Origin of the sequence: Pseudomonas syringae pv. cilantro, from assembly GCF_001293775.1 — a bacterium.
Classification (GTDB): domain Bacteria; phylum Pseudomonadota; class Gammaproteobacteria; order Pseudomonadales; family Pseudomonadaceae; genus Aquipseudomonas; species Aquipseudomonas syringae_P.
In genome coordinates this window covers 29,807-49,521 of the sequence record NZ_LGLN01000043.1, presented here as the reverse complement: position 1 = coordinate 49,521, position 19,715 = coordinate 29,807, and the positions used below count along the sequence as shown (strand labels likewise).

At 50.6% G+C, this 19,715-nt stretch carries 25 protein-coding genes and 1 pseudogene; 9 read left to right on the top strand and 17 right to left on the bottom strand.

The genetic code is table 11. The features are described from left to right. The 6 genes and pseudogenes from ABJ99_RS28680 to ABJ99_RS13015 all read right to left on the bottom strand — a co-directional run. Window positions 1-577, bottom strand: a pseudogene (locus ABJ99_RS28680) (hypothetical protein); the annotation flags it as partial. Window positions 578-861: 284 nt separating this feature from the next. Then, window positions 862-1,284, bottom strand: a complete 423-nt coding sequence (locus ABJ99_RS13035) for a hypothetical protein (RefSeq protein ID WP_054086187.1) — start codon at window positions 1,282-1,284, stop codon at window positions 862-864. Between the two features lie 285 nt (window positions 1,285-1,569). Continuing rightward, entirely contained in the window at window positions 1,570-2,052 is a 483-nt protein-coding gene (locus tag ABJ99_RS28675) for a hypothetical protein (protein ID WP_054086186.1), read from the bottom strand. Continuing rightward, complete coding sequence (locus ABJ99_RS13025; RefSeq protein ID WP_147461949.1) at window positions 2,049-2,288, bottom strand: hypothetical protein; 240 nt, start codon at window positions 2,286-2,288, stop codon at window positions 2,049-2,051. Before ABJ99_RS13025 ends, ABJ99_RS28675 begins: the two co-directional genes overlap by 4 nt. A gap of 17 nt (window positions 2,289-2,305) precedes the next feature. After that, entirely contained in the window at window positions 2,306-2,815 is a 510-nt protein-coding gene (locus tag ABJ99_RS13020) for a hypothetical protein (RefSeq protein ID WP_054086184.1), read from the bottom strand. Between the two features lie 35 nt (window positions 2,816-2,850). Next, complete coding sequence (locus ABJ99_RS13015; protein ID WP_054086183.1) at window positions 2,851-5,889, bottom strand: LPD7 domain-containing protein; 3,039 nt, start codon at window positions 5,887-5,889, stop codon at window positions 2,851-2,853. A gap of 214 nt (window positions 5,890-6,103) precedes the next feature. Between ABJ99_RS13015 and ABJ99_RS13010 the strand changes: the two genes are divergently transcribed. Together ABJ99_RS13010 and ABJ99_RS13005 are read left to right on the top strand one after the other, a co-directional pair. Next, entirely contained in the window at window positions 6,104-6,637 is a 534-nt protein-coding gene (locus ABJ99_RS13010; RefSeq protein WP_054086182.1) for a hypothetical protein, read from the top strand. Next, entirely contained in the window at window positions 6,624-7,322 is a 699-nt protein-coding gene (locus ABJ99_RS13005) for a hypothetical protein (RefSeq protein WP_122235176.1), read from the top strand. The genes ABJ99_RS13010 and ABJ99_RS13005 overlap by 14 nt, the downstream gene beginning before the upstream one ends. Before the next feature lie 52 nt (window positions 7,323-7,374). Here ABJ99_RS13005 and icmT read toward each other — a convergent pair whose 3' ends face one another. The 6 genes from icmT to mobA all read right to left on the bottom strand — a co-directional run bounded on the left by icmT (window position 7,375) and on the right by mobA (window position 12,738). Continuing rightward, the gene (icmT, locus tag ABJ99_RS13000) at window positions 7,375-7,635 is read right to left on the bottom strand and encodes an IcmT/TraK family protein (protein WP_054086181.1); all 261 of its coding nucleotides are present in this window, start codon (window positions 7,633-7,635) and stop codon (window positions 7,375-7,377) included. 4 nt (window positions 7,636-7,639) lie between these two features. After that, on the bottom strand, window positions 7,640-8,809 hold the full coding sequence (gene traJ, locus ABJ99_RS12995) for a plasmid transfer ATPase TraJ (protein WP_054086180.1): 1,170 nt from the start codon (window positions 8,807-8,809) through the stop codon (window positions 7,640-7,642). Continuing rightward, window positions 8,806-9,690 (bottom strand): type IV secretory system conjugative DNA transfer family protein, encoded by an 885-nt coding sequence (locus tag ABJ99_RS12990; protein WP_054086206.1) that lies wholly within the window; start codon window positions 9,688-9,690, stop codon window positions 8,806-8,808. The genes traJ and ABJ99_RS12990 overlap by 4 nt, the downstream gene beginning before the upstream one ends. A gap of 14 nt (window positions 9,691-9,704) precedes the next feature. Further along, window positions 9,705-10,163, bottom strand: a complete 459-nt coding sequence (locus ABJ99_RS12985) for a DotD/TraH family lipoprotein (protein ID WP_054086179.1) — start codon at window positions 10,161-10,163, stop codon at window positions 9,705-9,707. A 62-nt stretch (window positions 10,164-10,225) separates the two neighbouring features. Then, a complete protein-coding gene (traI, locus tag ABJ99_RS27060; RefSeq protein WP_080378147.1) occupies window positions 10,226-12,436 on the bottom strand; it encodes a TraI/MobA(P) family conjugative relaxase in 2,211 nt (736 codons plus the stop codon). Beyond that, complete coding sequence (mobA, locus tag ABJ99_RS27055; RefSeq protein ID WP_080378146.1) at window positions 12,433-12,738, bottom strand: plasmid mobilization protein MobA; 306 nt, start codon at window positions 12,736-12,738, stop codon at window positions 12,433-12,435. The genes traI and mobA overlap by 4 nt, the downstream gene beginning before the upstream one ends. A gap of 268 nt (window positions 12,739-13,006) precedes the next feature. Here mobA and ABJ99_RS12965 point away from each other — a divergent pair, with 268 nt between their 5' ends. From ABJ99_RS12965 to ABJ99_RS12935, 7 genes are all read left to right on the top strand, one after another. Continuing rightward, window positions 13,007-13,447 (top strand): hypothetical protein, encoded by a 441-nt coding sequence (locus tag ABJ99_RS12965; protein ID WP_054086177.1) that lies wholly within the window; start codon window positions 13,007-13,009, stop codon window positions 13,445-13,447. Next, window positions 13,437-14,138 carry a nucleotide-binding protein gene (locus ABJ99_RS12960; RefSeq protein WP_054086176.1) on the top strand — a complete coding sequence of 234 codons (702 nt, stop codon included), beginning with the start codon at window positions 13,437-13,439 and terminating at the stop codon, window positions 14,136-14,138. Before ABJ99_RS12965 ends, ABJ99_RS12960 begins: the two co-directional genes overlap by 11 nt. Next, window positions 14,131-14,769, top strand: a complete 639-nt coding sequence (locus tag ABJ99_RS12955) for a hypothetical protein (RefSeq protein ID WP_054086175.1) — start codon at window positions 14,131-14,133, stop codon at window positions 14,767-14,769. The genes ABJ99_RS12960 and ABJ99_RS12955 overlap by 8 nt, the downstream gene beginning before the upstream one ends. 98 nt (window positions 14,770-14,867) lie before the next feature. After that, the gene (locus ABJ99_RS12950; RefSeq protein WP_054086174.1) at window positions 14,868-15,368 is read left to right on the top strand and encodes a hypothetical protein; all 501 of its coding nucleotides are present in this window, start codon (window positions 14,868-14,870) and stop codon (window positions 15,366-15,368) included. Between the two features lie 81 nt (window positions 15,369-15,449). Continuing rightward, window positions 15,450-15,785 (top strand): hypothetical protein, encoded by a 336-nt coding sequence (locus tag ABJ99_RS12945; RefSeq protein ID WP_054086173.1) that lies wholly within the window; start codon window positions 15,450-15,452, stop codon window positions 15,783-15,785. 121 nt (window positions 15,786-15,906) lie between these two features. After that, on the top strand, window positions 15,907-16,458 hold the full coding sequence (locus ABJ99_RS27050; RefSeq protein WP_080378145.1) for a GNAT family N-acetyltransferase: 552 nt from the start codon (window positions 15,907-15,909) through the stop codon (window positions 16,456-16,458). Further along, entirely contained in the window at window positions 16,455-17,426 is a 972-nt protein-coding gene (locus ABJ99_RS12935) for a tyrosine-type recombinase/integrase (RefSeq protein WP_054086171.1), read from the top strand. The genes ABJ99_RS27050 and ABJ99_RS12935 overlap by 4 nt, the downstream gene beginning before the upstream one ends. 63 nt (window positions 17,427-17,489) lie before the next feature. Here ABJ99_RS12935 and ABJ99_RS12930 read toward each other — a convergent pair whose 3' ends face one another. The 5 genes from ABJ99_RS12930 to ABJ99_RS12910 all read right to left on the bottom strand — a co-directional run bounded on the left by ABJ99_RS12930 (window position 17,490) and on the right by ABJ99_RS12910 (window position 19,657). Further along, window positions 17,490-17,909, bottom strand: a complete 420-nt coding sequence (locus tag ABJ99_RS12930; protein ID WP_230081020.1) for a DUF6166 domain-containing protein — start codon at window positions 17,907-17,909, stop codon at window positions 17,490-17,492. A 19-nt stretch (window positions 17,910-17,928) separates the two neighbouring features. Further along, window positions 17,929-18,243, bottom strand: a complete 315-nt coding sequence (locus tag ABJ99_RS12925) for a hypothetical protein (protein WP_054086202.1) — start codon at window positions 18,241-18,243, stop codon at window positions 17,929-17,931. A 56-nt stretch (window positions 18,244-18,299) separates the two neighbouring features. Further along, complete coding sequence (locus ABJ99_RS12920; RefSeq protein WP_080378143.1) at window positions 18,300-18,788, bottom strand: thermonuclease family protein; 489 nt, start codon at window positions 18,786-18,788, stop codon at window positions 18,300-18,302. An 87-nt stretch (window positions 18,789-18,875) separates the two neighbouring features. Continuing rightward, window positions 18,876-19,136: a hypothetical protein gene (locus ABJ99_RS12915; protein ID WP_054086170.1), complete on the bottom strand. Its 261-nt coding sequence runs from the start codon at window positions 19,134-19,136 to the stop codon at window positions 18,876-18,878. Window positions 19,137-19,228: 92 nt separating this feature from the next. After that, a complete protein-coding gene (locus ABJ99_RS12910) occupies window positions 19,229-19,657 on the bottom strand; it encodes a hypothetical protein (RefSeq protein ID WP_147461938.1) in 429 nt (142 codons plus the stop codon). Window positions 19,658-19,715: the final 58 nt, after the last annotated feature.

The following is a 19,715-nucleotide window of genomic DNA, read 5'->3' as shown; positions in this document are numbered from 1 at the left end:
TTTCCAGCGTTACTATATCGTGGTCCCTTTTTAAGGCATTGATGATCCATCGCGTCCAGGGTTGACACACCTCGCTCACAGGCTGCGCTGCTTTGAGATGGGCCAGCGCTTCATACGCTTCATCCATCAACGGTCGATAACCTGGCAGGGCATCGAAGCGATAGCCTAAAGGAGCGCCTTCGAACTCAGCGAAACAGGTCAGACTCAACCCTAGTCCGCTTAACGGTCCAGTATACGGCTCATTAGTCTTAAAGACTCCCTCTACCACCCAATCGCCTAACGCATCATTATTTTCCGGCGCTGCCACAGGATGTATCTGACATTCCAAGCGCTGTTTTAATGCATAGACCTCGCTGTGTAAAAAGTCGCGAATTGCGTTTTCGGTTCTTCTGAAAAATTCATTTTCGGCCTCCTGCATAGCCTCCTCTGCCGATAAGCAGGCTAGCCCCCCTTCTTCGCCGCAAACATAAAAAAACCAGAGTCCAGACGCCGAAAATTCTCCATCTTGAACATAGTTGAATTCGTCGGAGGTTCCAACAAAAATTGCTGGGTTAGTCGCGTGCTTGATGATTGTCATAATCGTATTCTCTTGTTTCCTCTAAGCATACTTAAATAGCTTAAACCACATCATAATCCGGAATTACAGCACCTCACACCGAGTTGCGATGCAACAACGAAATCCGGTTTGTACGACAAATTCAGAGCGCGTCACTGTGGGTCGAAAACACAATAAAATTCGGATACCCCAATTTTTGCAGAGTCAACTTTATTAACAGGATTTTCCATGGTCTGGTTTCCTTGTATTAGGCCGTTTGGCGGCACTTTGTTACCAAAAAGGAACGATTGCCGATGTTTTTTTCTTCAACCTTGGATGTGGTCAAAAAAACCCTCTGCTTCAAGCTCTTTGTACTGCTGCTCAAGAATCCAGCCTCTGACTTGCTCTGCCGACAATCGATCTGGTGATACCAGCATTTCCTTTGCCGCAGCTTCCCGGCTCGCTTCAATCTCTGCTTCTTCTGCAAGCTCGATGATTACCTCATCTTCCTCTGTGCGGCTTCGGCCAACAGCAATCCGTGTGAAGTCATACCGATAGGCGCAGTGACTGCAGAACAACAGTGCGACCTTTGCATTTTCAACTTCGACCTCTGCCATCTCACCGCGAAGCCCGTACCAGGTCTCTTTCGCTACGGTAATGGTCACGGTCGATTGCCCATCAGTGATCCAAGTCTCGCACCGAGAACAATTCGTGATGACATGCTTGATTGGCGTTACGGTCGCAGTCATGGTCTTTCCTTCCTATTGGCCTATGCCACCCTTTCAGGTGCACCGCATCTGACTGCTCTAGAACATCAGCAAGCTCATTGAGCGCGGTTGCAAGGTGTCGCATGTGAAGAATCTCATCCGCTAGATCGCCGTCCTGATAGCGGTACTCGAACATAGAACCGAACGGGCCGACTGCCGGAAAAATGCCACCGTAGCTGAGTAGCTCGTTAACCACCTTTTCGGCCCTGTCCTTTCGATTGAGATCACTAGGTTCAGTCATGATCTTCAACGCTTTGAGGCACCAGATTAGGATCGAAAAACGAAGTGCTCTAACTGTTTTATCAACTGCCTGCCGCGAGCAGTTGTTACTTTGGGTGGTGCAGAAACGAGCGCCGTCTTGCTATCAGCATACAGTTCGAAAACGGCATTACACTCATCACAGTCCTCGGGGCGGTACGGTAGGTCAAACCCCCGAACCATAGCGATCTGAGAATCAATTTTGACAGAGCAATTCGGACAACTGACGGGCATAGTTTCGCCATCAGGCCAGTTTTCTTTCGCAGCGCTGGGCCTGAATTCGTAAGCTGTCCTGCAGCATTCACACGTCACGGCGTAGCTCACCATGGGAGCGATCAAAAACCCGCCCCCTGTTTTGATCTGCGGCCACTCTGAAGCTTTAGCGATGATCGGGTCACCGCACTCTGGGCAGTTGAATTCAACCGACATAGCTCCTGCGCGAATCGGATGAGTGATCACTGGCAGCACTGCCACGTTCTTTCGGAGGATCATAGGCGATCATCCTGGGGGAACTGCGCGGAGAGCCAGCGAGCCAGAATCATGGCTTCTGTCTGCCATTGCTGACTGAGCTCCTCCACGAGAGGGAGGTTGCTGTCATCGTTAAATGCCAAGGCTTCATTACGAGCCGTCCGGTACTGCTCAATTTGGGCCATGATTTGTGTTGGAACAGATAGCGTCTGTCCCATCATTGCAATTTGCTTATGCGCTAAATCCTCAATCTGATTCATGATTGAAACCTCCATGGTTACTTCCAGATATCATTCCAAAATGCTGAGTCCTTCGAGCTAGAGCCGTTGGTGTTCTGCACAGATGGGCCGCCGATGTGCGTGTCACCGCTACTGATCACAGTCCCAGCTCCAGTGCTGTTAACGCCGGTCTGGTTGATAGTGTCGGTAACAGCACCATTCACCTGAGTCATGACACCGTTAATTTCGCCATTGACCTGAGAAACCACACCACGCACTTGTGAGCTTGCGATTGAGCACACCTTGTCTTTGATCATCTGCCAGATCGCAGATAGATCAGGGAAGCTGGTGGTACCGAAAATACCGGTGATACCACCGATGCATTTCCCCAAGATATCCGACGACGTTTTCTCAGCTGTTTCGTTAGAGTCTGCCGCTGACTGGTCACGAGACAGACCTGCTTCGCCACCGCGCATGGCTGCTTCACCGCTACGGCAAGTGGCTGCTTGTACGCCAACGGAAGAACACAAAAGAAGCACAACCAATAGCGTGCGAGTGAGTGGTTTCATTGCAGGTCCTCTTGTAACCAGAAAGCGGGCAAGCATTAAGCTCGTACTCGTTTTTTTGTGGATGCAACCGGGGCAGCTGACTCGCTTACGGGGCCAACTGCCGGTGCTTCATCTTTTGGGGATGCGGAAGGTTTTTCGCGCTCCTTGCGAGGCTCAAGAAAGCCAAGCTTCTTGTGGAGTGGCTCGTCGACATGCTTTGTCACCTTCGCCTTCACAATGGTACCTCCAACGTTAAAGAGGACCTCATCGAAATGCACCTCTTTACCGTCGGCTCTGCGATTGACTGCGTTGCCGTGGCCAATTTGGTTCCACTTGGAGTCATCATCAGTACCAGAATTGCTTGGTTCTGAAAGCGTGATGAAGTTCGGTTTTATCTCGCCGGTTTGAGGGTCGGGATGGCGTTCATTCATAAACGCAAGTACCTGGTGCTTGATACCGTCGACCTTCACATAACCCTGCAGGTAATCGCCTTTACCTTGGTAGAGCAGAACAGTTGTGTCGAATGAGTCATCTGCGAGCTTGGTAACACCACGAAGGATTAGTTTGGGTTCTTTCTCTGCATTGGAATCGGACTGTGCCATATTGGCCTCCTCTGGATTGAGTTCAATCACACCATCTGCGCTTGGGAACAAACTCGCCGCGCCGCGCCCGCGCAACTCGGTGTTGTCACCACTGACAAAACCATTGGTTTCATCTTCTTTCGAAGCCGTTAATGCCTGCTTCGCGATCCACTCTGCCTCATCGAAAGGTGCAGGCATTTGACGGCCTGCCTTGTCGAACCAGATGATTTGATCAAGCTCGGGCTCAGGCCCAAGAACTTGTAGATCCGCTTCCATTTCGTCCAAAGACTTGCCCCAAGATTCGATGGCGACTCGTTGGACTTCCCACCATGAGTGAGCTTCGACTGGGATCAGATTTTTTGCGTACTGGAGTTCACGCTCAGAAAAGGGTACGCCGGATCGATCACCTGGGTCCGCAGACGCTGCGGTGTTATGGGCGTTTTCGGGAGGCTGTGAGAATCGGGTGAGGTCGATTTCAGCAGGCTCTCCATTGTGAGAAAAGTTCAAGCGATCCAAAAACGGTGGAGCGTCGTTAGCAACGATCGGTTTGGCACGGCGCTCGAATTCAAGAAAAGCTTCGGCTTCCTCGTAAAGGCCGAAGCTATCAAGTTCAATGTCGTCAAAATAAACAGTGAAAACTTCATTAGCTTCAGCTGAACCAGGCTCTGAAGTTTCGATCCGATAGAGATGGTCGTATTTCGCGTCGGATGCGTTTACTTCATTGAAATCGTCGGGCTTTTCGGAAGGCCCGGCGGCGTCAGTAAAGCCACTATTGTCTGCCTGCAGCTCGTCGTTAGGTTCAACGCCCTGACGGTGTTCTTCGAGTGACGCAAGGTACTGGCGATCGTACGCATCGATTGCCTCGATAACTGCGTCCAGATCACCCTTAGCCATCGCATCTTGAATATGGGCTTCTGAGTCGATCACTGCTAAGGGGATCGGACCGTATTTGCTCTCAGCGTCAGCGAGCATTTCCTTTGCAATTGCGTATCCTTCGGAATCAGCGATCTGCTTTTGAAAATGGCTGTTGTAGATTCCGAATTCGGAATCGAACGAAGCCGCGAAGGCCGCTCTATAGGTTTGCTGAGCCATCAGCCTTTCGACCGTTGCAAAGCCTTCAGCTGTGGTCTCGACACCATTGAGCAGAAGAAGAGCATGGTCCTCACCACGCATCGAAAGCATTTTGGGATGGGTTTCAAATGCTTCAGCAGGCACTCCCATATCATTCAGCCATTTGGCATCATGAGCCTTGATTGCGGATTCACCTGGTTCAAGTGGAGCAGGCGGGGTGACATCAGTAGGAGCCTTGCCAGTCACTTCAATGCCCCACTCATTTCGGTGGGTCTTGCGTTCCTCGTATCGAAGAACCTTCCCTGCCTTGTCACGGACAGGCACCTCAATGATTACATCCTTGCGCCCGAGGTTCGTTAGCTCCACTTGATCGCCACGACCTACGCCCTGTTCTTCGATTACTCGCTCCAGATCCACACCCCAAGTGGTCCTGGATTCACCGTCGGAATTTTTGAGTGTGACGTAGAAACTGCGGCTATTTGAGATATCGAACTGATAGGGCGCCGAACCGTAGTCCAACACCTCTCCTTTGTAATGGTTCACCGGCTCAGCTTCTGGCGCAGCCGGCGTTGTGGCATCGGCCGCTGAATTTGGTTTTGCCGAATCAGATGGACGGGGTTGAGACGACTGATTCTGAGTGGCAGTTGGATCAGGAGCCGGCGCATCATCCTGCCCTGAAGCGGCTTCCCCAACAGGTGGCAACCCCATCATCTCGCGACGTAAAGCTTCTTGTGCTGGGCTTTTGAGCACCACCTGCACATCGTGCTTGATCATCACCTCAAGAGCGCGACGCTTGAACTCGTCCGATCCGGTCAACTCGATGGACCCGCCAAATTTTTGCTTCGCCATGTGCAGCGCCGCAAGAATGGCTAGCTCGTCATCCTGGGCCTTGGCCTCCATCAAGATCTGTTGGCCGTGATCGACAAAAATCGGCTGATCCTTCAAAAGGTAGAGGACGCTTCCGTCCGCACGCTCCCGGTATGTGATGTCCTTGAGCAGCTCACTGAGAATCACACTGGGGTCAGTTTTTGCTGGTTCGTCACCAGGAGCACCAGCGCTACTGAAGCCATTAAACGTTTCAGCGGCCTCAGAACGAGAAATTATTTGGTCGTAGACCTGCCTGTCCAGTTCCTTTAATAATTTTGCATATGTATCGTATGCAAAAACGTTACGATGAAATGCTGAGACAGCATTTTCTGCGGAATTAGGATCTACTGAACGCCAGGACGTGATATCGGCGACAACCCAGTGCCTGAGTAGGGTATCGGGAATTGTGGAGCTTTCACCGTCAGCTTGGCTATGCTGAAGCCAAGCCTGATAAGCCTCGGCACGAAGCCGTATGGCGCCATCCGGAGAGGAATCCAATGCCGTTTGCGGTGAACTGTGTTTTTGGTACACAGCTTGGCGAAACTCTTGCAATAAAGCTTCTGATTCAATGCTCATGGGCGATCCTGCCTCTGTGGAGGGGTGGGTAGTCCTTTGCCCGTTACGCCGCAAAGTCAAGTGTGTAGTTGCGAGCTTCACATCGACTGCTTTCGGGCTGGACCGTGGCTGCTTTAATTTCGTATTGTGTATATTATTCAAAATAGCACGGTTTTGGAAGAACCGTGTAAAGAGGCCGAAGCAGGCGCTTTACAGCTTCATTTGAGGGGAGCAAATGTCTATCGACACTGATGAGATTCACCCGATCTGTGGGACAGATTTAGAGCGATGGCGGATCGAGAATGGTCTGACCAAGGTCGCGGCAGCGGACGCCTTTGGCCTACAGAAGGCCAAATGGGAGGAGCTGACAAATCCAGATCTTTCTGCAGAGCAAATTAGTGATCCAGTGATCGCAATGCTGCTGCACCTTTACCGGCAATACCCGGCATCGTCGCCTGTTCAGCCACCGCTGGACATCAGGGAGTTTTATGAATTTTTAGGGTTGGAGGACTCTCCACAAGACAGAGACGCATTTGCGACTCTAATTGGAAGATCCCCACCCTCGGTTTATCGTCTAATGTTGCATGATGGCAAGCCAGGTAGACCGGTGATGCGATGGATCGAAGCGCTCAAGAGGCTAGCTTTGAGTCCGAAGCAATGCAAACGCTTGATGCAGGATGTAGCGAGCAACGTAGGGGATCGCCAGAAGGTTGAAAAGGTCATGATTCAGGGTTGGTCTAAACAAGGTGGAATAGGTGAGCACGACTGATAAGCCAGACTCACATATTATTGAGTTATCGAGCGTATATTTTTTTTCCGGGCAAGCCCCGAGGGCAATTGCCCTCAAGGACTGTGGTGTGCCGACTGACGCCCCTATTTCGGGTGCATTTCCAGCGCTGTACGGCTATCAAAGCAAGCAAGACGGTTTCATGGCAGCACGAGCGTATGCGGACAAAAACAGACTCCAGTTTACGGTCGTCGACTTTTTGGTTGAACTGGATCAAAAACAAAATCCCAACATGATGCGTCCTGACGATATTCCAAACCACGATTTTATATCGTTTGCGAGAATGTCCAGGAGCATGATGGATGACCTTCAGGCGGTGCTGCACGAACGCTTGGCCAAAGAAGGGATTACACCGAGTAAGCTGGAGCTGGCTAAGCCTCATTTGCTGTTGCAGCAAAGACCGGATCTGGTGTCCTCGCTCATTGAGGCCACGGGCTGGGATCATATGAAAGTGATTGCTTATCCAGCAAAATTAACAATCAGCGAAAAGCCACTGACTGTGGGGATCGTCCCCCATTCTCACTGGGATTCGATCAAGGAAGCTTCATGCCGGCTAAATCCTGGTATCAGCATTACCTTAGAACCGCCGAATCCAAGCCTGGTGGATTCTGCCACCTCCGCAGTAGCCTCACTACCACTGAAAGATAGGGGTCCGAGGAGCCGGTGATTCAAACTGCCAGGCAACGACGAAAAAAAACCGCCTGCTAGGGCGGTTTTTTTTAATCTCGAAAACGCTTTCTGAACCACCAAGGCCTGGCATAGATCACCCCGCCACGTAAAAAACCCAGAAACTTGTTCCAGCAAACGCTCAGGGTCCAGCCAAGCTTGGCGAAAATTCCAAACATGATGATTACACCCACGGCCACATAGAACGTCGTCCTGCTTGGAAAGTACAGACAACCGAACAAAGGCAAGTATGCTGAAACCGGAATGCCTAAAGCGGTCAGCGGTTCTGATGCGGCTCTCCAAATCGAAGGCATAGGTCTAGTTCTCCTGCGCGGTCAGCGAGCGCTTTCTGAATTCCTTCATGCCTGCAACACCGACAAATTCATCCTGCAGGATCCTGCCGTCCTGAAACAGCTTCCAAGCCTTATCATCAAGAGTGGCCTCTGCATCTTCAAGCTTGGTACGTATCAACATTGCCCACTCGTTATACGGTAGGGTTTGCATTTCCGACCTGAACTCCCGATCAAAGACCAGGTACTCTCGAATCGCAGCGCGTTTACCATCAGTCGTTTTAAGAAGCCTTTGCACGATAATAACCCGCAACGCACCAGCGAGTCTCGATGCAATCCCGGATTGTTGCTCAGGAGGGTAGGTTTGGATGGCCCGGTTGATCGTTTCCGCCACAGACTCCGTGTGCATCGTGGCGTAACAAGTGTGTCCGGATAGGCTGGCTTCGACCATCGCCTCGATGGAAACACGGTCTCGAGCCTCACCGATGCCAATTATGCTTGGCTTCCGTCGAACGGCGTTGCGCATTGCTTTTGGAAAGTCCCTTATGTCCCGTCCAATTTGCGACTGGGCCGGTTGAGGCCCCTTCCAATGAGGACCACCGAGGACGTACTCAATAGGATCATCGAATGTGATGACCTTACGATCGGGCATCACCACGCCGATGTAGCCATATATACCAGCTTGGAAAGTCGTCTTTCCTGAGCCGGTCGGACCACAGACAATGACCAGTCCGGATTCTGGAAAAAGCTCTTCAAATAGATCAGGCTCGATTCCCATTTGATGGATATCAGGGAGGTCGACCGGAATCACACGCATGGTGATCGAATAGGCTTCGTCCAGGTTTGCAATCCGAGCCTGTACAAAGTTGGTTCGGAATCGAAGGACCATACCGCGCGCAAGCCCGATATCGCTGCCTGTGATCTCAAGAGCTCGGTCAACGCCTTCGTCGCCTTGTTTGATCAGGCTCTCAATCTCAGGAGACCAAAGGGCAGCGATCAAGACTGAAAGCTGCCCCTGTTTCACCGTAGAAACGGACGCTCGAAGCTGCCTTCCGTGAAGTTCCGCCCAGATATAGTCCCCGCCTTGCACCAAAACGTCTGATACGCCTTGATCCGCGCAGTATTTAAGGAATCTTCGAAAGCTGTGCGGACCGAGATCCCCTTCAAAATTGAAGGGCTCAAATACTGGTTGAATCATTTAGCAGGCACCGGGGCGGTAGGTGCGACAACTGGATTGGGTTTTGCCGCCTCCTTCTTAACGCTTGGACGCCACTTGCCAGGATCCGTAACGAATTGGGCCTTGTCTGTAACCCTTCGCAGTTTGTCGCCCAACATCAACTGCTTGCTGTCACCGGTAACGGTTTGCTGGGATTCAGCTACACGAGTCGTCGTGATCATGTCAGCTTGGAGTAAGGTTGAGTAAAGGTGCATGCCGGTATAGTCCCGCGTGAGACGATGGAAATTCGCTTCAAGAATCGCATCGGCTTGCTTGTAACCGTCGGCCCAACCTTCACGGACAGCCTTTTTCCAGATCCGTTCTTCATCATCATCCTGCGGCCGAGCCTCGAATGCAGGCAGATCCACTGACTGACGAACTGGGAGCCCAACATAGAGGTAATCCCTCCAGGTCGGTGGAACGCTGACGAACCGCTCTTCACGCTCAATCTTGTAAACGCGGTTAGCGGTACGGATCTGATCCGGGGTGAATGCAGCCAAGTCCCGAGCCTCGACGATAACCGGAGGCAGGGTCCCGTTTTTTGCAATCATCGGACCAAATTTGTACATTGCATCCAGGGCTGGTTGCCGGCTATTCAAGCCGTCTACCAGCTCATGCCCGCGAGCGGCCATACCCCCACGAAAGCCCACCGTATGACCGACGCCAGATAACAGTTGCGAGCGAATATCAGTGACTTTTGCAGTCGCTTGGGATTGGGGATTGAGCAGAGCGTCCAGATCTGGGGGCGAAGTTTCTACGGTGGACTTTTCATCGTTACTCGACGGATCGAGCACCGGCTCCTCTGCAGCGTGCGTAGCGAAGGAAACCATCAATGGGAGCACAGCGAGCATAAACCGTTTCATAAACATCCCCCTGTTCAGCCTTGGGGCCGGTTGTACTGCAGAACCAGTTTGCCTGGGGCCTCAGTAATGACAGCTCGGTATCCAATCTGTGCACGCAGCATGGAAAGCACTGCTTGATACTGCATACCCTTGACGTTGATATTTACAGGCAACGGCATGCGTAAGCCCATAAACTCAAAACGCTGGCCGCGGTCTTGAGCTAGCTTCGTCAGGAGTTGAACAGCATCGCCCTGCCAACTGATGGTAACGAGCTGTTTGTCGTCCAGATTTGTGTTGGGGTTGCGGATCACCACCCGGCTATTCAGAGCACCAGCCTGGTACAAGTCAACCTGTGCAGCTTCAATTTTCTGGGAAGATTCGAGAATCTGCTGATCGATCAGTGCCTGGGCGCTTACATCTGGCTGCTTGGAAGCACAACCTGTCAAAGCGAGGGCAGCAAGCAACGCGACAAACGGGTATCGGTTCAGGTCCATAGGATTATCTCCGTTTATTTCGTATGAATACTACAGTACGGAAAACAGCATAACAACGTTTGTTATGCACGTGGCCCGCGTTTTATAGGCTTGGCCTTCGCCACGGCCTGCTGGTCAGCCAAGGCTTTGTGCCGAGCGTTCAATGCAGCATCGGCAAGATCACCGGTGTAACCTCGTTCAATGAGCGCCTTTAGAGCTGCGTCAACGAAATCGGGGGTACCTTTTATCTCAATAGGCCGCTCCCACCGAGCGCGTGTGTCGTCAAGTGCATGGGCGAGCAGCTCGTCGTCGAGAAGACCTCCAGGGAAAGAAACCTTCCCGCCGTGATCCACAAAACCCGGATCACCTTCAGCCCTACGAAAGACCACTGCTCCATCACGTCGGACAGTGCCGGTAGAAAAGAGATTTGAACTTGCATTAGGGTCAATGTCCCCGGCAAAGATAATCGCATTGCCTTGGGCTTTCTCTTTGCGTCTATCACCGTAGGAAAATCCACGCAATTGACTAATTGCACCTGGATCGCCGTTAGCAGCCTCCCGCTCAACCCACTCGCGAAATGTAAGTTTCTTGTTTGCTGGATCATTCTTTAATTCACGGCACATCACTTGAATCTTAGTTTTAAGCTCCTCACGCGACCTTAATGTTTCAAACGCAAGAATACTGTAGAATGCTTTCCTATCAAGAGGATGATTTATTCGAGACTTTATATCTGCCCGCTGCTGGCGGGCCTGGTCGCGGATAATCATAAATTGTTGCTTGACCCACTCTTTATCAACTCGGCGATATACAAAAGCAGTACGGTAGGCGTCATAACGTGCCCGTGTTGCTTTGCGAAGCTGTGCACGCTCTTCACGACGGTTTTGTCGTTCCAGAGGGTCTCGTTTAGGTGAGGCGTACTTATCGTATGTAGAGCTGCTGTTAAAGTCTTTAGGAAGCTTACGCTCTTGATATTCACCAATGCGTTTTACAAGCCGTGTTAACGACAGCTGCTCGTGCATGTCGCTTGCTTTGATTCCTGTTGCTGACATCTCATTAAAGTCAAAGATCGATAGTCCCCGACCTTTGGGTCGAATACCTAGTCCAAATTTAGCTAAGCTTGAGTGGAGCGTTTGCCATGAAAGGGATTCAGACTTTAAAACCTTAGCTATCTGCTTACGAGGTTCTCCTCGTGCATAGGAGTGAAGGCTTTCCTGATCAGCATGACGCTCCATATCGGCGGCTTTAGTAGGAATTTTGCCTTGAAACTTAGGCTTCTTAGAACTCCATTCAATCGAACGACGCCCATCGTTTTCTACAACTTGACTTGGACCATTTACGTGCCTCCATCCAAAACGCATTTCAAGTTCACGCATTGCATAATCTAACTTGAAATAATCGCGATCTGGATACACAGCATTGAAAGAGTCAGGATGGACACGATTGACTGTCATATGTAGGTGAACACAATCAGTATCGTGATGGATGGCAAAGACGTACTGATGATCCTTCATGCCAACTGCTTCCATAGCATGCAAACCTGATTCAAAAGCTTGGGCGTCCGTTGGAAATTCATCTGGAGGCCAGCTCAAAATCACATGATAAACAGGGTCTTTAACTCTCGCATTCTGATCGGCAACGGCGCGCATTTCGGAAGCTGCAGTTTCAAGGCTCAAACAGTTGTGCTGGCAGGATACGCCAGAGCGGGAAGTAACATTTACAGCGTCACCTAGTAATGAACCTAATTCGAGGTCGGCGATAGCGTCACGCTCATCTGCTGCAACCCCTCGTTGAGCGGCTGAAGCATGAAACGTAATTGCGGCTCTACGGGCTCTGGCTCGTGTCTCAAAGTTAGCGTCAGTTCGAGTAACTTGTCTGAGATGACTTGCTGCTGTTGCAAGATATTTTCGAGCAAGGGTAAGACTTCTTTCATATTCATCGAACGTTACTCCTTCGACGTCCCTACTACGAGGCTCGTCAGGGTTGCTTGGAAGTCCGTATGTATCCGTGAGATATCGACGCCCATCGGTATCAAGAGCGCGTCGAGCACTTCCAAGACGTTTTCGGATGGCATCTGCATCAAGAGAACTAATTCGTCCAGACGCTCGCAGATTGTCAGCTGCTCTTTCGAGATGCGCTCTAGCAGCTTCAAGAATTGCGTTGTCTCTTCTGGAGTAGCTTGGATCGAGCTCATCAGTAAGTACCTTTTTTTCGTCTTCACGTTTAGTGACGTATTCAACAAGCTTGGCGAAGCTTGACTTGCCATCCGATCTACGCGGAGGAACCTTCGCGATCATGAAGAACCTATCCTCGAAATCGCTGCTTTCAGCTCTACCAGAACCTGCGCGTACTCCTGTGAAAACTTTCCACCACCTTCATTGAAAAGGTGTTTTTGAAGCCCTCCAAGCCGCCGTAATTCGTTAAGAATATGACCCTCTACTTTGCTTCGAGTAGGACGACCTAGGGCAGCTGAAAGCATGAATGCACCCACGCTCAAACCACAGTCGTAGGCTTTTTGCCTCACGATCTCCTCCTCCTCCTCAAAACACCTTACTGACGGAAGAAATTTAGTTCGCCGTCGATTTTCACTACTACTCATATGTAAGCCTTTGCACGTTCAAGGGGTCTCGGGGCGTAGCCCTGAGCAAGGAGGTAGGCAGCGCAAGGGAGTGATACGACTGCAGCGCTGCCGGTTGTGAGCACGCCATTTATGGCGGTAGCACAAACCCTACCTTGTCCTAAAATCTAGTCCTAAAATCTAGTCCTAAAATCTAGACCGCATTTCGTATGCAGGCTATCGTACGGACCTTGACTACGCAATAGATGCCCATACAATCGAGTCAAATGCACATTTCGGGGAAAGGCGAATGGCGATCAGCGTTTCGCAAATTGAGATACTCAAGGGCAAGCTAGAGGAAATGCCCGAGGTGAAGGATCCAGATCGAAAGATTTCAAATCTGGAAGCAATAAGGATGATGGCATCGTCTATCCGAGACTTACAGTCACGGGGGTACAGCATCGAGAAAATTGCAGAAGTCCTCAGGGAGAGCGGTTTGGAAATCGCTCCAACTACGCTGAAAAGCTATCTCGGGAAGGTGAAGGTTTCGTCTGGGAAGTCGAATTCTAGGTCCAGCGGCAAACCGCGTGGATCATCAGAGAGGAATAGCCAAGGAGTGAAGAAAAAAGCATCAGAAAAACACGCTGCACCCGTCGATACGAAAACCGCGGGTAACCTAAAAAAATCAACAAGTGTAACGCCGGTTCACCCTGGTAGTTTCACCCCTAAGGAAGATTCTCATGAAATCTAAAGAAGCTGAAAAAGGTGATATCTATGTCGTCGGCGGAGGTAAAGGAGGTGTAGGAAAAAGCTTCACAACGATAGCCCTCATTGACTCTCTGGAACAAGCAGGCGTGAAGGTGCTAGTCATTGAGTCAGACACTTCAAATCCTGACGTTTGGAAAATGTACAAAGATCAAATTGAAACAAGATTGATTGACCTTGATGACGCAAATGGGTGGATTGATCTTGTAAACGCCTGCGATGAATTCAAAGATCACGTAGTAGTGATCAACACAGCGGCACGCAATAACAAAGGTGTGGTTGCATATGGTGAAACTCTAAACAGCACCTTGGTGGAGCTGGGCCGTGAGCTAACGACACTTTGGGTAATCAATCGTCAGCGAGACAGTTTGGAGTTGCTGAAGGAGTACCGTGACGCACTGCCAGGAACGAAGGTACATGTCATCAGAAACGGTTATTTTGGAGATGAGCAGAAGTTTGAGCTGTACAACTTTTCTAAAACCCGAGAAATGATTGAGAGTGAAGGCGGGAAATCTCTGTTGCTACCAGATCTTGCAGACAGAGTTAGTGATGATCTGTACAGCAAGCGACTATCGATTTCGAAAGCAATGATAGACCTTCCTATAGGAAATCGTGCTGAACTCTCCAGATGGCGTCGAGATGCATCTCGGATGATTAGCGAGGTGATTGATGGATGACATCGAAAGCAGTTTTAAAGAATTGTTAGGCCGTCAACCTTCTGAGAAAGAGGTTGAACGGTTGTACCGTGTTAAAAATGCACTAAACATTAGGGACAATGATGCGATTTGGATGATTCTGATGGCATTGGAATCGTACGATACACTATACAGTAAATATCCAGGACTTATCGCTGGCCAGGTGGATGTTGTCATTGGGAAGCAACGGGATCTTATCGCTGAAATTGTTGACGCTGAAAGCAAAAAAGCTTTAAGCACACTCTCTTCTGCTGTTGCACAAACAAGTCAGCTCGTAGCAGGTAGAGTAGCTGATACTGCAAGATGGCAAGCATGGGGGTGGGTCTGCATTGGCCTAATTTTATTTGGCTCGTTATGCCTCACCGCAGGATACATTCTTGGCAGTGGGAATATGCCATTCTGGGCCTTGAATAACCAGCAAAACAATCCAGTCTCCATCGTGATCTCAATCTTAATGAAGGCGCCAGTAGGCTGGTTAGTACCGTTGATAAGTACCAGCGTTGTAGTTGTGACCCTCGCGAGTAATCGACAACTCCCTATTAAACGGCCGGTAATCATCAGCCTTATCATGATGGCTGCGCTCTCCATATTTTGCATAAATTCAATACTATAAACCTCAAAAGGGCCTATTTTTTTTGGCCCTTTCATTTCGTATAATATACATAATACGGAATAATTGATATACTTGATCACACAACCACGGAGGTGATCATGGAAAGCTACTTAAATATTAAAGCTATTCAAGCTGCTGCGCTTACATTAAAGGGCTACACGGGAACCGTAACCGGCAGAGGACTTGATTGGTCGTGCAAGGTCTATCTCGAAAATAAAAAAATTGGGTCTGTTAGCAATTCTGGGATAGGCGGTATGACCATTACTGACGTCCCGATTGAAACACAAAGGTCTATAGTCACAGCTTTAAAGCGCAATGCCTACACGCTCACATTTGAGTTTGCAAAACACGTCAGCGAAGGGCCAACCGACCCTAACAAATGGTTTGTTGATGCCATCACTCAAATGATTGATGAAGTAGCACGACTTCGGAAACTGAAACGTTTGACAAAGACTCATTTGATCGTTCAGCAAAAATCTTCGGATAACGAATTTGAGTTCTATAAGATTGTTCCGAGTGAATCATCGAAAGCCAGGCTTCGCAGGCAGCTGGGGGATGACCTCATCTGTTTTATGAACGATGAAATTCTAGGGTTGTGATCTTCTGTGGCTTGCAATCCGCGGAACGTGCAGGCCCTGACAACCAAGATTTTCAGTAACCAGTTATTAGGATAGTTCCTGATGAGTCAGCACTTTGTTTGTTTGCATTGCGAGAAAATCAACGGGCCTGTACGGGTGCAGATTGGGTGGGATAGGCCATTTTCAGAGTTTTACATGGTGGTTCTTGAAGAGCCGCCTGCAGGCCAGGATTTTGAGTGGGACAAGATTGTTTACTCCAATGACTATGATCCGACGTCGCATGCAAAGGACCTGGACTATTACAAGTCCATCGCCTCATTGCTTGGCTGCGAGGTTCCAGACGTCATGTGGCGAGCTGTCTATCAGGATCGCGAGTTCAACGTCGTCAACAAAACTGTCTTTTATTCGCCTGACGGAGATGTTGTCGAACCATTTTGACGAGAACCTTGACAAGAAGTAAAAAATGCTTGTTACGGCGAGCCTGAAAAATGTTACGTTCGCCCCCTTCTCTTTATGGTGATAAAATACGTTATCACCACTTTTAGAGGCCGAAGGGCGCATGGCACTTTTTGACCCCATCCGTGACTATTTTCATAGACGGCAAGCAGAATCTCTGAATCAACTGGCAGCGCGAGTTGTCCTCGTGAATAAACGCGCCGAATCCCTACGCGGCAGTTTCGTCTATCCCGGGACGGACTTCTTTGACGATATCGAAGTCGATGGCCAGCGCGTTGGCCATGTCGATTACGGCATCAATCCCCTTGGCGACCGCGTGTACATCGATGAGATTGACATCGAGCCGAACCATCAGCGCCAAGGACTTGGCTTGGGAGTTCTGTGGCACCTCTGGCTTGCGCACCAGGTGCCTATAGTGCCGCTTTACCAATACGGCAACTCAAGCAGCTTCTGGAGTTTGGCACGCCGTCGGTTTTCCGCAGCTGGTGCTGTGATTGAGGACCAATTGCGTACCGACGAAGAAATGGATGTAGCCAAGCAGCGCTGGCAGCACCTAATTCCCGAATCCAACGATGATCGAAACAAACGCAAGTACTGGGACTGGGTAGCGAGTGAACACGCTGCAGGTCGAGCTGCAGGGCCGGGTATTCGATGAAAGACTTGACGCACTCCAGCTCCACCGATCTGCCTGCCATCGAGCGCCGTCTGACTGCTGCCGAATTCCAGCACCTTGCATCAGTGCCGGCAGCGCTGGAGTGGTTTGCCAATATCGACAACCCCCGTACCCGACGTGCCTATCAGAATGATCTTGAAGACTTCTGCAGCTTTGTAGGGCTTACCGTTGCCGAAGAGTTTCGCGCAGTGACCCGCTCTCACGTTTTAGCCTGGCGCGCCCAGTTAGAACTGCGAGGCCTGGCCGGCGCCACGATACGGCGCAAACTAGCGGCGCTGGCCAGCCTGTTCGATCATCTCCTGGAGAACAACGCAGTCGCCGGCGGCAACCCCGTGCATGGCGTCAAGCGGCCTCGCGTCGAGAGCAATGAAGGCAAAACTCCGGCCCTCGGTGATCACCAGGCCAAGCAGTTGCTCGATGCTCCGGACACTGAAACGCTCAAGGGCCTGCGCGACCGGGCAATCCTGGCCGTGCTGCTGTACCACGGCTTGCGTCGTGAGGAAGCGGCGCAACTGAAGACCGTCGACCTGCAGGAACGTCGAGGCATAAAGCATCTTCGGGTGCATGGGAAGGGAAACAAGATCCGCTTTTTACCGCTCCATCCGGTAGCGGCTGAGCGAATTTATGCGTACCTGGAACGGGATGTTGGTCGAGACGCTGCGCCGAGTCCGCTGTTTCGCTCGATGCGGGGCACAACCGTCGGCTCCGGTGTCACTGCGAATGGTCTGTACACAATTGTTGCGCAGTGGGCACGAATGGCAGGCATCGCGGTCGAGCGGTTGGGTGTGCATGGCTTGCGAGCAACGGCGGCGACCAATGCGCTGGAGCATGATGCCGATATCGCCAAAGTTCAGATGTGGCTGGGTCATGCCAACATCAGTACCACGCGACTATACGACCGGCGCGGCCAGCGACCGGAGGATTCACCGACGTTCAAAGTCAAGTACTAAGCCTGGCATCTCTTACAGAAACTCAGGAGGCCCCATCCAACGGGGCCAGAGTGGCTTGATAAATCAAATAAAAGGCCGTATCCCATCGCCAAGAACCTTGCGGATTACGGTGACACTTAAATCGTGATTCACCTGTTGCTGAAGCGCTGGAATCAGTGTTTCAACCAGTTTCATTGCTTTCTCGTACAGTTCTTCTGGTGAAAGATCATCACACTCATACATTCGTCCTATGATGGCAAACGCGAGATTCTTGCAGCCTTCACCTTTGTAGCCCCAGCTATAACCGCCTTCATATTGAAACAGATCACGCCGGGTCGGCAGCAGTTCAGCTTGGCCAGTTGGTGATTCACGCCACAGTGCAACACCTGCGCCTTCGATTACGCGCAACAAAACTTGTGCAGGATCTTGCGTGGATTTGTGTGGATTCACGTTGACTTTGCTGTAGTCAAAGTCATCAAGGGTCATTCGTTTTTCTTCGTTCACTATAAAATCCTCCTTGTCTCTATTTTGCGGGCAACACAGAAACTAATTCGACGTACTTGAATTTCTTGCGTGCGATCTTCATCGCTTCCACTTCAGCCTGGAGTCGGCTGATCGTGTCAGCCTCATGCACGATCAGCTCCGTCGCGCCCTCAAACTCGTTACCCACACGTAACGTAACTATGAGTTTCGGCACGAAATTCTTAGCCGCCTTCGTGCTGGCTACTGTCAGCGATGGTTTCTTGTTGACTACCTGTGGCTTTGCCTGTGCGGAATCTGAGCGTACTGCGGATCTGCCAGAGCCAAACAATGCCAGGCGCATGTCTTCTTCGGTCATGTCCATTCCGTACTCTTTTTCACTCGTCAATCGTGTCATCCTCAGCGAGTTACGGTTTATCTGGAATGCCTAAAATCCCATGGTGCCATGGGATGGATGTCGGCCCACAGCCCTAATTTGCCAGCGCGTGCTCTGGCTTCTAACGTAGGCAAGTTCTTGTCGTTGTTGTACTGTGTGTAAACCCACGCCATTCCCTGGGCCACCATCTCGGCATTGACGTTTCGACCGTTTATGGTCAATACACCGATACGACGACCATATCTGTCACCGCCTTCGTCCAGAACCAAGACCTGCCGCCGGTAGGCCATCGCCGCTAGAGCTTGCCTTGAGACATCACCAAACGCTTGTTTGCGCTCAGGAGCGTCGATGTTTGCCAAGCGTACACGATGTGTCTGTTTTCCAGCGTCGAGAACCTCAACTGTATCACCATCTAGTATACGAACGACTTGCCCTTGGAGAACTGTATCTGCGCTGGCAGGACCAATCCAGAAAAAAACTGTAAGAACGAGTGCTTTGCTTTTCAAATGATCTGCTTTGATTTCCATACTCACTTACCTACTCGTTGTCGCTAGGACCCAATCGACCTTAGAAAACGCCCATCTGGTGAGCACGAGGTTATCGAGATTTTCCCTTCATTCAAAATCAGACGGTTCGCCCAGCTCTAAAAGAACGTCAATTGCAAGAGTAGAGGCTAACTGCTCGCCCAAGCGCTCAAGGGTCTGAAGACGTCTACTGCGCTCGGCGTCGGCCACGTCCTGCGGGCAACTGAAGTAGTTATGCCGAGCCTGGCGGTAGAGGTTCAGTTCAGCTAGCAGGGTTCCAGTGATATTCAGAGTTACAGGTGCCGTGAGTATCGCAGGCTGCTCGGCTCGAATGTAGTGAGTATTTTTCATGGCCGCTCTCCTGGGTTTTCTAAGGCGTAAAGTGCCCTGCTTCTACGGTCTCGGCCCATGACTATGGCTGGGCTTGACCTGGGCATATTTTTCTAGAACTTTGCGACCAAGAAGCGGCCCAAATACTCCAGCGGCTCCCTACCCTCTCTCACAAGTTCATCTGGATAGGGAAGGCGAGCCTGCCCCTCATCACCAAACCACCCAGTTGCTGATCTGTACTTCACCAGGTGATCCAAGAAAGCTTTCCGGTCGAAAATAAGACCTTGACCTGGTTTTGGGGCCAGATCAATTTCAAAAAGCGTACTATGCAATTCACGAAAATCGGTATACAGATACCCGCACTGTTCCACTACAGCCAAAAAAAGGCAGTGCTCGAAACTGGCCCAGGCGGCATAGGTGTACCACTCGTACCAATCACCCGGCATCCTTTCCTCCGAGGTAGAGCTGTCTTGCATCAAGCCTGCTTCCATCTGCTGAACATCGATTTGAGCTTTGCCATGAGGCCCATTATTGATCATCATGAAGCCTGCTTACCCACCGCTGCGGCTTCAGATGAGTCCCGCCTACACACCTCGACCG

Bases quoted from the DNA above. Each gene is read 5' to 3' on its own strand.
- ABJ99_RS12965 (WP_054086177.1), top strand. From the start codon at position 13,007: ATGGCGATCAGCGTTTCGCAAATTGAGATACTCAAGGGCAAGCTAGAG.
- traI (WP_080378147.1), bottom strand. From the start codon at position 12,436: ATGATCGCGAAGGTTCCTCCGCGTAGATCGGATGGCAAGTCAAGCTTC.
- ABJ99_RS12960 (WP_054086176.1), top strand. From the start codon at position 13,437: ATGAAATCTAAAGAAGCTGAAAAAGGTGATATCTATGTCGTCGGCGGA.
- ABJ99_RS12985 (WP_054086179.1), bottom strand. From the start codon at position 10,163: ATGGACCTGAACCGATACCCGTTTGTCGCGTTGCTTGCTGCCCTCGCT.
- ABJ99_RS13020 (WP_054086184.1), bottom strand. From the start codon at position 2,815: ATGAAACCACTCACTCGCACGCTATTGGTTGTGCTTCTTTTGTGTTCT.
- ABJ99_RS12955 (WP_054086175.1), top strand. From the start codon at position 14,131: ATGGATGACATCGAAAGCAGTTTTAAAGAATTGTTAGGCCGTCAACCT.
- ABJ99_RS12950 (WP_054086174.1), top strand. From the start codon at position 14,868: ATGGAAAGCTACTTAAATATTAAAGCTATTCAAGCTGCTGCGCTTACA.
- ABJ99_RS12990 (WP_054086206.1), bottom strand. From the start codon at position 9,690: ATGAAACGGTTTATGCTCGCTGTGCTCCCATTGATGGTTTCCTTCGCT.
- ABJ99_RS13035 (WP_054086187.1), bottom strand. From the start codon at position 1,284: ATGACTGCGACCGTAACGCCAATCAAGCATGTCATCACGAATTGTTCT.
- ABJ99_RS12935 (WP_054086171.1), top strand. From the start codon at position 16,455: ATGAAAGACTTGACGCACTCCAGCTCCACCGATCTGCCTGCCATCGAG.
- ABJ99_RS13025 (WP_147461949.1), bottom strand. From the start codon at position 2,288: ATGAATCAGATTGAGGATTTAGCGCATAAGCAAATTGCAATGATGGGA.
- ABJ99_RS13010 (WP_054086182.1), top strand. From the start codon at position 6,104: ATGTCTATCGACACTGATGAGATTCACCCGATCTGTGGGACAGATTTA.
- ABJ99_RS12915 (WP_054086170.1), bottom strand. From the start codon at position 19,136: ATGAAAAATACTCACTACATTCGAGCCGAGCAGCCTGCGATACTCACG.
- traJ (WP_054086180.1), bottom strand. From the start codon at position 8,809: ATGATTCAACCAGTATTTGAGCCCTTCAATTTTGAAGGGGATCTCGGT.
- ABJ99_RS12925 (WP_054086202.1), bottom strand. From the start codon at position 18,243: ATGACCGAAGAAGACATGCGCCTGGCATTGTTTGGCTCTGGCAGATCC.
- mobA (WP_080378146.1), bottom strand. From the start codon at position 12,738: ATGAGTAGTAGTGAAAATCGACGGCGAACTAAATTTCTTCCGTCAGTA.
- ABJ99_RS12945 (WP_054086173.1), top strand. From the start codon at position 15,450: ATGAGTCAGCACTTTGTTTGTTTGCATTGCGAGAAAATCAACGGGCCT.
- icmT (WP_054086181.1), bottom strand. From the start codon at position 7,635: ATGCCTTCGATTTGGAGAGCCGCATCAGAACCGCTGACCGCTTTAGGC.
- ABJ99_RS27050 (WP_080378145.1), top strand. From the start codon at position 15,907: ATGGCACTTTTTGACCCCATCCGTGACTATTTTCATAGACGGCAAGCA.
- ABJ99_RS12910 (WP_147461938.1), bottom strand. From the start codon at position 19,657: ATGATGATCAATAATGGGCCTCATGGCAAAGCTCAAATCGATGTTCAG.
- ABJ99_RS28675 (WP_054086186.1), bottom strand. From the start codon at position 2,052: ATGATCCTCCGAAAGAACGTGGCAGTGCTGCCAGTGATCACTCATCCG.
- ABJ99_RS13015 (WP_054086183.1), bottom strand. From the start codon at position 5,889: ATGAGCATTGAATCAGAAGCTTTATTGCAAGAGTTTCGCCAAGCTGTG.
- ABJ99_RS12920 (WP_080378143.1), bottom strand. From the start codon at position 18,788: ATGGAAATCAAAGCAGATCATTTGAAAAGCAAAGCACTCGTTCTTACA.